Consider the following 12,609-nt stretch of genomic DNA (forward strand, 5'->3'; position numbering starts at 1 on the left):
CATTCACATGAGTAACGATCCCCCCCGCAGTTCACGAACCGACCGTGCTCGACCCACGTTCAGCGCCGTCACAAGCGGCACCCTCCGAGTGCTCGGTGACGTCCTCGTCATTTCGCTGTGGGTCCTGTTTCTGACGGTGTTGTTCCTCGAGACCGCCTGGCCACGCTGGGCGTTTTACGGAGCACTGCTACTCGGCGTCGGCGTCTACGTGTCGATCACAAGCGGCTGGTCGTGAACGGCGGGACTCTCTCGCTGTTGAAGGCAGGCGTCGACGACCGCCGACGGTGACGCGGAAAGAGCAGTCCCCAGAAGTCATAACTGGGACCTCGACCCTCACCGATCGTCCGGAATCCGAGTGTAGGCACCGATCAGGGCGCGCTCGAGGTCGAAGCCGCTGATTCTGGCTCCTTCATCGACGAGAGAGTCGCGAACGGTCGTCGACTCGAGGTCCGCGTCCGGGAAGATCACCGACCGTTCGACGTCAGCGTCAATAAGGGTCGCACCTGGCATCACGTGGACGTCATCGCCGATGGCGCTCTCCCGAACGGTCGCCGAATCGGCGATCAGCGAGTCGCCGTCGAGAGACCAAGAAACGGCGTCGAGGTAGCTCTCCCTGGTGCCGATGTCGAACCACGCGGTTTCGAATGTGTAGGCGTAGGTCGATTCCCGGTCCTGGAGCCACTGGACGAACCAGCCGGGTTCGTCCGGATCGTTCCCCGCGTCGAGGTATGGGGTGAACAGTGACAGCGTCTCCCGGGGGAACGCATAGCAGCCGATCGAGACGAGGGAACTCTCCGGTTCGGCGGGCTTTTCCTGAAAGTCGACGACACGCTCGTCGTCCAGTTCGATCACGCCGTATGACGTTGCCCGCTCTCGGGAGCCGACGTCGTAGGCGGCGATCGCCGGCCCATCTCGTCGGTCGAAATAGTGGAGGAAGTCCTCGATGGCGAAGTCGAAGCGGTTGTCCCCCGCGATCACCAGCAGCTCCTCGTCGAGCCCTTCCCGGTCGATCAACTGCGCGAGCGCCCCGACGACGCCGAGTTTCTCGTCCTCGTGTGTCGTTTCCTCGACAGACAGACGGGGCTTGTCGTATGCCGTGTCCTCGAGGTGGGCCTCGAAATCGGCGGCGAACCGTTCGTTCGTACTCACATAGACCTCGTCGATCCGATCGATGCCCTCGAGTTCGGCGTAGATCCGATCGATAACGGTCGTCTCACCGAGCGGAAGGAACATCTTGGGTCGATACCGCGTGATCGGCCACAGTCGGGTCGCGTAGCCGCCGGCCAGGACGACGGCTGTAGTGGGTCCAGTCATCTCAGTGATTGCCTTCGAGTACGTCGATGGGTCGAAACATGGTCATGGTGGAGTGCTGGGGCTCACGTGTCTCGGTTCCGTCAGTGGACGACGGTCCGTCCGGCGTCGATGTTCTCTGATTCTCTCGCGACGTGCTTTGCGAGTTCGAGCAACTGATTCGAGAAGCCGTACTCGTTGTCGTACCAGGCCAGCACTTTCACCGTATCGTTGGCCGCGACCATCACAGACTCGAGATCGACGTACGAGGCAAACGGCAGGCCGACGATGTCGCGTGAGACGATCTCGTCGTCGGTGTAGCCGAGGACGCCGGCCAGCCTCCCATCGGCCGCTGCTCGGATCGCGTCGAGTACGTCGTCTCGCTCGATCTCCTCTTCGATGTTGACGGTGATGTCGGTGATCGAGCCGTTCGGAACTGGAACCCGCATCGCCATCCCCTCGAGTTTCCCTTCGAAGGCGGGCAGGACCTTGCTTGTCGCGCCCGCGGCTCCGGTCGTCGTCGGGACGATGTTCTCGGCGGCGGCACGGCCGCGCCGTCGTTTGTCCATCGGGCCGTCCACGAGACCCTGACTGCCGGTGTAGGCGTGGACGGTCATCAGGAGGCCGGAGACGACGTTGAACTCGTCGTCGAGGACCTGCAGAACCGGTGCGACGGAGTTCGTCGTACAGGAGGCGTTCGAGATGACGTCGTCCCCGTCGTACTCCTCGTGGTTGACGCCGTAGACGAACATCGGGACCTCCGTCTCGCCTTTCGGCGGTGCCGAGATGATCACCGTGTCGGCACCGGCCTCGAGGTGCTGGGCGGCCTCGTCGCGGGTCCGGAACAGCCCGGTCGCTTCGACGGCGACGTCGACCTCGAGGTCGTCCCAAGGAATCTCCGACGGCTCGTGCTCGGAGAGAAGCTGGAACTCCTGATCATTGATCAAGAGGGTGTCGCCGCGACGGGACACCCCATCGAGCCGGCCGTGGACCGAGTCGTATCGGAGCAGATACGCCATGTCGTCGTCGTCCATCACGTCGTTGATCGCCACGATGTCGACATCGTCGTGGGTCAGTGACGCACGCAGGAGGCTCCGGCCGACTCGTCCGAAGCCGTTGAGCCCGATCCGAAGCGGTTCCTCGCCTCCTGAACCGCCGCTATTGGTAGCAAATCTCATGATTGGATGTCACCACGTCGGGGTAAATTTGTTCCCCTCGGAACGTCAAGAATCGAGAGTTACGGGGCTTCTAACTACTGTTCAGCTCCGAAGACATCCCCAACTGATACGAGCGTCGTCGTCGTCAGAACGGGTACGGACGATGCACGCTCCCTCGTTACCGAACCGCTCGATCGACGCGTACGCCGGTGTGACGGAACGCGACCGCCTCGAGCGACTTCGTTCGATCGCCGAGGCGCTTTCGGACGTCCGGGTCCTCCACGTCAATTCGACGGCGACCGGCGGCGGGGTCGCGGAACTGCTCCGTTCGATCGTGCCGGTCTGCAACGATCTCGGTATCGACACCGACTGGCTCGTCATGGACGCTGCTGACGACTTCTTCGAGGTCACGAAGGCAGTCCACAACGGTCTCCAGGGGAGCGGCGAGCCGCTGACCGACGAGATGAAAGCAACTTATCAAGCGGTGACAGCACGGAACGCAGCCGAGATCGAGGACGAATACGATCTCGTCGTCGCTCACGATCCACAGCCACTCGGCATGCTCGAGCGGCTCACGGAGCGGTTTCCGGATGCGCCGATCGTCTGGCGGTGTCACGTCGATCTCACCGACCCGGTTGCGGAGTACCGTGCGTTCGTCTCGGCGTACGCAGAGTGGATCGATCACGGGATTTTCAGCCGCTCTGCGTACGCGGCAGCGATCGACGGTCTGGAGACGAGCATCGTCTACCCGTCGATCGATCCGGTAACGGCGAAGAACCGATCACTCGACGAGGAAGAGTTGGCGACCGAACAGGACCGACTGGATCCGCTCTCGTTCGACGCGCCAGTCATAACGCAGGTGTCGCGTTTCGATCCCTGGAAGGATCAGTTCGGAACGCTCGAGGCGTATCGGCGTGCCCGGGAGCACATCCCGGAGCTCCAGTTGGTGCTTGCTGGTGGGATGGCTGGCGACGATCCGGAGGGGCTGGTGCTGTACGAGCAGGTCGCCGGCGAGGCGGTCGACGATCCGAACGTCCACGTCCTGACGGATCTCCCAGACACGACGGTGAATGCCCTCCAGCGGCTATCGGACGTTGTCGTCCAGAAATCCCTGCGCGAGGGGTTCGGAATCGTCGTCTCGGAGGCACTCTGGAAGCGTACGCCGGTCGTCGGATCGACGGTTGGCGGGATCCCGCTGCAGGTCGAGGACGGCCGAAACGGCTACCTCGTCGAGCCGGACGACACGGCAGCCGCCGGCGACCGGATCGTCGCGCTCCTTGAAGACGACGAGCGCCGAACTGCGTTCGGCGCGAACGCCCACGAACACGTTCGCAAACGGTTCTTGCTCCCTCGGCAGCTCGTCGATCTCCTCGAGGTTTTCGCCGAGACGCTCAACCGTGACAGCTAATAGCGACGCCTCCCAGCCACCCACCCCCATACAATTAACCACCGAGTCGGTGAAGCAATACAGGACTCTCCAATGAGCCGGTTCATCGAATCGATACTGATACCGACCGACGGCAGCGATGGGGCGCTTGCAGGTGCGAAACGCGGAATCGCGCTCGCATCGCTGACGGCTGCGGACCTCCACGTCCTGTCGGTCGTCAAACCCCGACTCTCGATTGCGGATTTCGACGAGGTAGAACAGCCACCGCTCGAGGAGCGGGCCACGGAAGCAGTCGAGGAAATCGCAGGGCTGGCTGCGGCGTACGACGACGACCTCGACGTCACGACGAGGGTCAGAGAGGGGACGCCGTTTCAGTCGATCAGGGAGTATGCCAACCGGCGTGAGATCGACGTCATCGCGATGGGGACGAAAGGCCACACGGACCTCGACAATGTCTTCCTCGGGAGCGTCACCGAGAACGTCCTCCGAACGGCACGAAAACCCGTCCTCGCCGTCCCCCCAAACGCCGTCGAAGCCGGGATCGACGACGTCCGCTTCGACCGACTGCTCTTGCCTACGGACGGTAGCGACGGAGCGGCGATCGCGACCGAGTGGGGAATCGCACTCGCGGCCCGGCTCGAGTCGTCGGTCCACACACTCTACTCGATCGATACGAGTCCGTTCATCGACACACGAGAGCGTGACGAGGTCCTCGACGCTCTCGAGCAGAGCGGCGAAGAAGCGATCGATGCAGTACGAGAACGCGGCGAGGAGGCTGCCGTGAGCGTCTCCGACTCGATCGTGACCGGCTCCCCCGTGGTCGAGATCACCGCGTACGCGAGCGAGCACGATGTCGACCTGATCGTCATGGGAACCCACGGCTGGACGGGGATCGGACAGTGGTTCCTCGGGAGCGTCACCGAAAACGTCGCCCGTCAGACGGATGTCCCGGTGTTTTGCGTGCCGGTGAGCGCCGAATCGCCGTGATGTCGTCGCCGACTACCGGTCGGTGGCCACGGCGAGTTCCAGGATAAAACTCGATGACGAGACGATATCGCCGATGCCGACCGTCCCCGCGGGCTCGTCGACGACGCGATTGGGGCAGGCGGCGACCGTGGGGGTCTCGAGGACCCCGTCCTCGGCTGCCTCGTCTATGTGATCCGCCAGCAGTTCGATCGCCTCGTGGCCAATCGTCGAGGGCTCGTACGCCAGCCCGGTCTCGAGGTCGTCGGGCGACGTGATCGCCCCGCGGGCCGCTTTGGCCGCAGCGTTGACGGCGGCGAACTCGAGCCCCCGTCGAACGGCTTCCGGCGAGTGAGATGACTCCATCACGGCGAGGTGATACTCCATGGCGTGTAACTGAACGCAGTCGACGCCGAGTTCCTCGCGAACCGCCTCGAGCATCCGGTAGTGATCGAGTATCTCGTCCGCTTCGAACGGCGTCGCCTCCGATGGTGGATCCGCCACCACCCCCAGGTTCGCGTCGTCGTGGAGCATCGTCAACTCGTGCGTGTCAGCACCCACGACGTTCGCCGCCGGCAAGATCCACTCGTACATACTCGCTCTGAGGTCGTCGTCGTGGGTGACGGCGTACTCGATGTGGACATCGACGTCGCCTCCTGACCGGAGTCGGCGGATGACCTCGCGTGCGTGGCGGTGTGTCTCCTCGTACCCGTCTTTGACGTGGTCGGGCGTGAGGTTGTGATACCCTGCGAGGAGGGCTCCGTCGACGTCCTCGCCGACCTGATCGATCGTCTCATCGAGATCGCCGGCAGTCAGGTCGAACTCCGGTGGTCTCGAGGCGGCAATAAAGCGGGTATCTTCCGTCGCAGTCACGCCGAAGCACTCGTCGCCTTCCCTGAACTCGAACACCCAGTTGATCTTCGTTCGATCCGTGTTGATGGCCTCGGGCAGTGGGACGTAGCTCACCCGGCCGTCCTCGACGGTCGGATACCGAACCGTCTCGGGGTGTTCGAACATCGACACCTGTCGCTCGGACAGCAGGTACGTGTACGTGATCGGCGCTGTCCCCAGCGCGGTGAGCAGGTTGGTCATGATCCCTGCCTGGCCGCCCATCTGCTGTCTGTCCGGGGGAAGTTCGGACTCGAGGAGCGCCGCGAACGAATCGGTCATCGCGATTTCGTCGCCCTGGCCGGTCGCCATCGTGTGTGCGATCGCCGCCGCGAGCTCTCGTTTCGATGCCAGCGGACTCGGGGGGACGTCCGTCCCAGGATCGGCCGGTCGCTCGAGAAACGACTCCAGTTCCTCGTTGACCCGAACGATCGCGTCGACGTTCGCGTTGTACGCGATGAACACTGGCAGCGCCTCGAGCATGGCGATGTCCGCCTCCAGTTGGGCGTGGGCGTCCTGCATGGCACGGCTCTCTCCCAGCCGCAGCGGGATAATCCTGGGGTGCCCGTGCCGGCCGTCGTCCCCCTGCGAACTTATTGCCGTGCGCGTCGTCCGAGTGACGGACCGATGTCACGAGAGACGTTCGTCCGGCGGTTAGAGACCGTAAGCGGCGACGATACGGATGCCGTCGGTGGCAAGAGTGCGAACCTCGGCGAACTCGCGGACCTCGACGTGCCCGTCCTTCCCGGCTTCACGACGACTGCGTCGGCGTACGACTACTACGTCGAAGAGACCGGCATCCACGCGGCAATCGAGTCGGAACTCGATGGACTCGATGTCGACGACGTCGCGGACCTCCAGCGCCGCGGGGAGCGAATCAGGCGCACGATCTCGGAGGCGTCGATGCCGTCGCAACTCGAGTCGGCGATCCTCGAGCAGTACGCCGAGCTGGGGGACGAACTCGGAATCGACGACCCGGAGGTTGCCGTCAGGAGTTCCGCGACGGCCGAGGACCTTCCCCAAGCGTCGTTCGCCGGTCAGCAGGAGACGTTCCTGAACGTCGCTGGTGAGACGGCGTTGATCAAGTCGATCAAACATTGCTTCGCGTCGCTGTTTACCGACCGTGCGATCGCCTACCGGGAGAACAACGACTTCGACCACTTCGACGTCAAACTGGCCTGTACCGTCCAGAAGATGGGGCGGGCGGACCTGGCATCCTCGGGTGTCCTGTTCACGCTCGATCCGGATACCGGGTTCGAGAAGGTCGTCACGATCGAAGCCGCCTACGGGTTCGGCGAACCGATCGTGCAAGGCGTCGTCGATCCCGACCGGTACGTCGTTTTCAAACCCACCACCGGGATCGTCGAGAAGGAACGCGGCGGGAAGTCCCAGCGGATGGTCCGCCGAAACGGTGGGACCAAACTCGAGGCGGTGCCGGAAGCGGATCGAGAGCAGTTCGCGCTCTCGGACGACCGGATCAAAGAACTGGCGACGTACGCGACCCGGATCGAGGACCATTTCGAGACGCCACAGGACATCGAGTGGCTCGTCGACGGCGACCTCGATGAGTTGTTCGTCGTCCAGGCCAGACCCGAGACGGTCCACGGGGCGGCCGAGGGGACCGTCCTTCGCACGTACAGTCTCGCGGAAACCGCCGAGTCACTGCTCGAGGGCGTCGCGATCGGGAACGCGATCGCGAGCGGGACCGTTCGCGTTCTCTCCGACCAGCGGGAGATGGAGCAGGTCGAGGAAGGCGACGTGCTCGTCACCGAGATTACCGACCCCGACTGGGTCCCGGTCATGAAGCGGGCGAGCGCTATCGTCACCGACAAAGGTGGCAAAACGTCACACGCGGCGATCGTCGCCCGGGAACTGGGTATTCCCGCGATCGTTCGTACAGGGGCGGCGACCGAAACGCTGGCCGACGGTGACCACGTGACGGTCGACTGTGCTGCCGACACCGGCCACGTCTACGAGGGCGAACTCGAGTACACGGTCGACGAGGAGGTCGTCGACGACCTTCCCGAGACCGACACCGACGTCAAACTGATTCTCGGCGACCCCGGCCGAGCGTTTTCGCTTGCGACCCTCCCCGTCGACGGCGTTGGCCTGGCGCGCGAGGAGTTCATCGTCACCGCTCACGTCGGCTCCCACCCGCTCGAGTTGCTCGAGCGCGGCGAGGAAGAGCGGTTCATCGACGCCCTCCGGACGGGAATCGCGAAGATCGGCGCTGCGTTCTACCCGAACGAGGTCATCTTCCGGCTCAGTGACTTCAAGACCGACGAGTATCGCAATCTCGAGGGCGGCTGGAAGTACGAACCCGAGGAGGCGAATCCAATGCTCGGCTGGCGTGGGGCCTCCCGGTACTACGACGAGGTGTTTCGGGACGCGTTTCGGCTCGAGTGTGAGGCGCTTCGCCAGGTTCGCGAGGAGGTCGGACTGGACAACGTGATCGTGATGGTCCCGTTCTGTCGGACGCCCGAGGAGGGCGAGCGCGTCCTCGAACTGATGGCCGACTACGGCCTCTCGCGCGAGGAGATGGACGTCTACGTGATGGCGGAACTGCCCGCGAACATCGTGCTCGCAGATCAGTTCTCGGAGCTGTTCGATGGGTTCTCCATCGGCTCGAACGACCTCACACAGCTCACCCTCGGCGTGGATCGCAACTCGGAGAAACTCGCGCCGCTGTTCGACGAGACCAACGAGTCAGTGACGCGGTCGATAACGTCGTTGATCGAGGAGGCCCACCGCCACGACCGTCCGGTCGGAATCTGTGGCGACGCACCCTCGACGATTCCGGAGTACACCGCGTTCCTGCTCGAGGCCGATATCGATTCGATCTCGGTCTCGCCGGACGTCGTGGTGGAGACGATCCTGTCGGTGGCGGAGTTCGAATCCTAAGCGAGCGCGGCCTCGAGTTGATCGATAAACCCGGTGTTTCCGACGTGTAGTGGCACCCTGTCGTGGAGGTCGGTGGGTTCGACTTCGAGTATCGATTGGCTCCCGTCGGAGGAGCGACCGCCGGCCGATTCGATGAGGTACGCGATCGGGTTCCCCTCGAACTGCAGGCGGAGTTTGCCACGGGGGCTGTCCTCGAGGGCGGGGTAGGCGAAGATGCCGCCGTAGGTCAGCACCTGGTTGACGTCGCCGATCATTGCACCACCGTACCGGAGTTTGTGACCGGGATCTGACTCGATCTCGCGGACGTACTCCCGGAAGTCGTCGTGCCAGTGGGGAACCCGGCCGCCGAAGCCGTAGACGAGCGGCTCGTCGGGCAAGGTGACGTCTTCCTCGACGACCGTTCGCCCGCCGCCGGTGAGTTCGTACTTCGTGACCGAGCCGTCCCGGGCACACGCCATCGTCGTAATCGGGCCATAAAGGATCCAGCCGGACGCGACGAGCGCGGAGCCTGGCGCGGGGAGGGGTTCGTCGTAGATGCCAAACACCGTCCCCATCGTGTTGTTCGATTTCAGGTTCGACGAGCCATCGAGGGGATCGACGGCGATGTAGACCTGATCGTCGCCGGCATCGATGATCTCGGACCGTTCCTCGCTTGCGTACTGGCCGACGCCATCGATCGACGACAGCCGGTCGGCGAGCAGTTCGTCGGCCCAGATGTCGGCCTCGGCCTGTGTCTCGCCGCTGGGGTTCTCCTCGTCGGCTTTCCCCCGGCGACCGACCAGGCCCTGGCGTATCTCGGCCGCCGAGCGGGCGATCGTGGCGACGATGTCGTCGACCGGATCGGGATCGGAAGCGGTCATCCTATTCGGTCGCCTCGAGCGCGGCGTCGGCCGTCTCTTCCTCGTAAATGACTTTCTCGAGGGCATCAAGCAGCCGGGTGGGGTCCTCGCGCTGCCAGACGTTGCGGCCGACGGCCAGACCTTTCGCACCGGCGTCGATGACGGCTTCGACGGTCGAGAGGAACTCGTAGTCAGAGGTCTTCGAGCCGCCGGACATGACGACTTTCATGTCGCCGGCACACTTGACGGCGTGGGCCATCGCGTCCTTGCTGCCGGGGTATTTGACTTTCGCGATGTCGGCACCCAACTCGAGGGCCAGCCGGGACGCATAGGAGATCGTCGAGGGCTTGGTGTCGTTTTTCAGGCCCTGTCCACGTGGGTACGACCACATGACCATCGGGAGGTCGTACTCGCGGCCTTTCTCCTGGGCGTCGCGGAACTCCTCGACCATCTCGATCTCGTGATTCGAGCCGCCGTAGACGGTAAAGCCGAGCGCGTCGGCACCCAGTTCCGCGGCGTAGTCGACCGAGCAGTTGACCGCCGAGTCGGGCTCGCCCATCCAGAGGTTCGACGTGCCGTTTAGCTTCAGCAGTAGGTTGACGTCGTCCTCGTAGCTGGGGTAGTAGCCCTCGGCGATCCCCTTCTGGACTGCCATCGCGGTGACGGCGTCGTGGGTCGCCGTCTCGAAGACCGTCGACGGGTCGAGTTTCTCCGGTACATCCTCGAAGTCGACGGGGCCGTGCTCGAGTCCGTGGTCCATCGCCAGAATCAGTGACTTGCCGTCGCGAACGATCGGAGAGTCGTCGATCGGAATCATCTGTTAGACGGTCCAACAGGCCGCTATAAATCTCTGATGATCCGATGCACCGAGTGTTGAGTACGGTCGTAGTTAAAAATAGTGGCAACGGCGGATGGGTGCCGGTTCGGGCCTGGGGTGAACAAAGCGCACCCGCGAGATTACTCGAGCAGTTCCCGGGCGTTGTGTCGCCACATCCGGACGTGTAATACGTTTAGATCCAGCAGATCGGCGACGGTCATCGCGTCGATCGTCGCGAGCCGCTCTGCCGACTGGATACCGGCCTCGGCCAGCGTGTCGGCGTCAGCGGGGCCGACACCCGTTACTGCCGTCACCGGCGTCGGCTTCGGGTACGGTCGCTCCGTCGGCTGGTCTCGAGCGACCGAAATCGGTTCCGTGTGGTCGTACTCGAAGGCCTGCCACGTCTCGTCGCTGCTGACTTCGATCCACTCGCGTTCGGCCTCGCCGAGTCCGCGAACCGCCGTCGAGCGCCGATCGAGATCGCCGTCGGTCTCGAACGACCACGGCAGCGACAACCGTCTGCGGAGGGCGTCCGCGATCGGTTCGGGGACGCCTTCATCACGCAATCGACAGTACGAACACTCCCGCTCGAGGACTGTGTCGGGGTCGATCCCGGCGTCCTCGAGCGCCTCGCGTTCCGCGGCGTCCAGTCCGGCTTCAGACACCGGTTCCGTCCCGATAGTGGTCTCTGCTCCGGACTCGGCCGCTTCGAGGAGGTCGTCTTCGTCGAACTCGAGTTCGATATCAGTCGTACCGTCATCCTCGGTGGCGGCCCCGACGTCAACGGTGATGCCGATATCGACGACGTGGGGTCCGCCGCCCTCACTCTCGGTTCCCCCCTCACTCGAGTCAGGAACGACATCGTTCTTGCTCACGCGGTTCACCAGTCATCCATAGCTCACACTGTCTCGTCTTGAAACTTGTCCTCGGCTGTCGAACGGCCAATCGCCGGAAGAAAACAGCTTTGCACAGCAAAATTATTTGTAATTGACACTCGAGTATCGAGATAATGCGAACCGCCTATCTCGTCCTCACCCTCTGTTGTGTCAGCGTTGGCTTGGCCAGCGTTCCCGCCGTTGCTGGCGCGCCACCACCGTCGCAGCTCTGTGGGGTCTGTGGCCCCGGTATCGCGACCAATGCCCAGATCGACGGTGCGACAGGTCACGGAACGCTCGATATATATATCAACGAGACCGGCGATTCGCGGTGGCACGCCCGCGTTCCCGTCACCGCCGCGGCCGCCGACCGATACCGGACCAACGCAACCGCACTCGAGGTCGCAGTCAACGATGCCTGGGCGCGATACCACGTCACCGATGGTGATGTCCAGGCCGTCGAGACGACGCTCGAGGGTGACACTGTCGTCGTGAACTACACGGTCGAAGGCGTCGCCAGACGCGGCGTCGACGACACCTGGATCGTCGAGTACTTCGCGACCGGCACGTCGCCCACACGCTACCAGCTCGTGGCCGACCGCATGACGGTACATACGCCCGACGGAACGGAAATCACGAATAACATCCCCGCTGCCACGGTCGACGGCAATACGGCGACGTGGACGAACGAAAACGGAGACGAATTGGACAGCGATTTCGACGATCAGACGTACATTACCTACGGCAGCGACGGCCTCCTCGATACTGCAAGAGGCTACGCCACGATCGGTCTCGAGATCGGGCCGACGGCGCTCGCACACGGGGTCCGCGGCGGGCTCATCCCTGCAGTGTCGATCGCGTTCGTCGGCGTCGTGATCGGTCGTACTGAACGCGGGTATGCTCGCTTCGATGCGGCGACGCTCGAGCAGCTAATCGTAACCGTCGGTGTGATCGGTGCATGTATCCTCCTCGTCACCAGCGCGGTTTCAACCGGCGCTGGCCTCGCACCGGGTGCCGTCGCGCTGGCCTCGCTCGGAGCCGGCTATGCGCTGCTGGGAATCGCGGCGCGTCGACTCGGGAGCCGACTCGGGACCCGCGGGCTGGCTGGCCTGGCGGTGCTCGCAGCGATTACCACGGCAGGAGTCTCCGTGCTACTCGTCGGCCCGCCAGTATACGCGTCTCCGTTCTTCCTCGGCTTGGCGACCGCACTCTGTCTGCCGATCGGTCATGCGTTCGCCCGTGGGCGGACGCCAATCACGCTCATCACTGTCGCTGCGCTCGCACCGATTGCCGCGATTGCAGCCACGTCTCCGCATCCGGTATCCGGGTACGGGGTAGCTTTGTTCAGTCTATTGTTCCTGCCGTGGGCAGTCAGCGTCGCCACGTTCGGCTATCCGCTCGCGTTACTGGGACGGCACCTCGCGCTCGACGACTAATACTGTCGATAGGACGACTCGAAAATTGATCGGCCGAGCAACACTGACGACTCCAA

11 protein-coding genes are annotated in these 12,609 nt (G+C 63.7%); 5 read left to right on the top strand and 6 right to left on the bottom strand.

Annotated elements, in window-relative coordinates; all coding sequences use genetic code 11:
* Positions 1-7 precede the first annotated feature (7 nt).
* Positions 8-235, top strand: a complete 228-nt coding sequence (locus BDK88_RS13440; RefSeq protein ID WP_130500866.1) for a hypothetical protein — start codon at positions 8-10, stop codon at positions 233-235.
* A 98-nt stretch (positions 236-333) separates the two neighbouring features.
* On the opposite strand, the gene BDK88_RS13445 is transcribed toward BDK88_RS13440, so the two are convergent.
* Positions 334-1,314: a sugar phosphate nucleotidyltransferase gene (locus tag BDK88_RS13445; RefSeq protein WP_130500867.1), complete on the bottom strand. Its 981-nt coding sequence runs from the start codon at positions 1,312-1,314 to the stop codon at positions 334-336.
* An 80-nt stretch (positions 1,315-1,394) separates the two neighbouring features.
* Complete coding sequence (gap, locus tag BDK88_RS13450; protein WP_130500868.1) at positions 1,395-2,468, bottom strand: type I glyceraldehyde-3-phosphate dehydrogenase; 1,074 nt, start codon at positions 2,466-2,468, stop codon at positions 1,395-1,397.
* Between the two features lie 142 nt (positions 2,469-2,610).
* On the opposite strand from gap, the gene BDK88_RS13455 reads away from it, so the two are divergent.
* Both BDK88_RS13455 and BDK88_RS13460 read left to right on the top strand, forming a co-directional pair.
* Positions 2,611-3,855 (top strand): glycosyltransferase, encoded by a 1,245-nt coding sequence (locus BDK88_RS13455; protein ID WP_130500869.1) that lies wholly within the window; start codon positions 2,611-2,613, stop codon positions 3,853-3,855.
* A gap of 72 nt (positions 3,856-3,927) precedes the next feature.
* Positions 3,928-4,821 carry a universal stress protein gene (locus BDK88_RS13460; protein WP_130500870.1) on the top strand — a complete coding sequence of 298 codons (894 nt, stop codon included), beginning with the start codon at positions 3,928-3,930 and terminating at the stop codon, positions 4,819-4,821.
* A gap of 12 nt (positions 4,822-4,833) precedes the next feature.
* On the opposite strand, the gene BDK88_RS13465 is transcribed toward BDK88_RS13460, so the two are convergent.
* Positions 4,834-6,207: an ADP-dependent glucokinase/phosphofructokinase gene (locus BDK88_RS13465; protein WP_130500871.1), complete on the bottom strand. Its 1,374-nt coding sequence runs from the start codon at positions 6,205-6,207 to the stop codon at positions 4,834-4,836.
* A gap of 105 nt (positions 6,208-6,312) precedes the next feature.
* Here BDK88_RS13465 and ppsA point away from each other — a divergent pair, with 105 nt between their 5' ends.
* Positions 6,313-8,586 (top strand): pyruvate, water dikinase, encoded by a 2,274-nt coding sequence (gene ppsA, locus BDK88_RS13470; protein WP_130500872.1) that lies wholly within the window; start codon positions 6,313-6,315, stop codon positions 8,584-8,586.
* Here the strand turns inward: ppsA and BDK88_RS13475 are convergent.
* The 3 genes from BDK88_RS13475 to BDK88_RS13485 all read right to left on the bottom strand — a co-directional run bounded on the left by BDK88_RS13475 (position 8,583) and on the right by BDK88_RS13485 (position 11,117).
* The gene (locus tag BDK88_RS13475; protein WP_130500873.1) at positions 8,583-9,446 is read right to left on the bottom strand and encodes a class 1 fructose-bisphosphatase; all 864 of its coding nucleotides are present in this window, start codon (positions 9,444-9,446) and stop codon (positions 8,583-8,585) included. The two genes, ppsA and BDK88_RS13475, sit on opposite strands and share 4 nt — an antisense overlap.
* A 1-nt stretch (position 9,447) precedes the next feature.
* Positions 9,448-10,242 carry a class I fructose-bisphosphate aldolase gene (locus BDK88_RS13480; protein WP_130500874.1) on the bottom strand — a complete coding sequence of 265 codons (795 nt, stop codon included), beginning with the start codon at positions 10,240-10,242 and terminating at the stop codon, positions 9,448-9,450.
* Positions 10,243-10,382: 140 nt separating this feature from the next.
* Positions 10,383-11,117, bottom strand: a complete 735-nt coding sequence (locus BDK88_RS13485; protein WP_130500875.1) for a hypothetical protein — start codon at positions 11,115-11,117, stop codon at positions 10,383-10,385.
* A gap of 134 nt (positions 11,118-11,251) precedes the next feature.
* On the opposite strand from BDK88_RS13485, the gene BDK88_RS13490 reads away from it, so the two are divergent.
* Entirely contained in the window at positions 11,252-12,553 is a 1,302-nt protein-coding gene (locus BDK88_RS13490; RefSeq protein ID WP_130500876.1) for a hypothetical protein, read from the top strand.
* Positions 12,554-12,609 lie beyond the last annotated feature (56 nt).

Source organism: Natrinema hispanicum, assembly GCF_004217335.1.
Classification (GTDB): Archaea; Halobacteriota; Halobacteria; order Halobacteriales; family Natrialbaceae; genus Natrinema; species Natrinema hispanicum.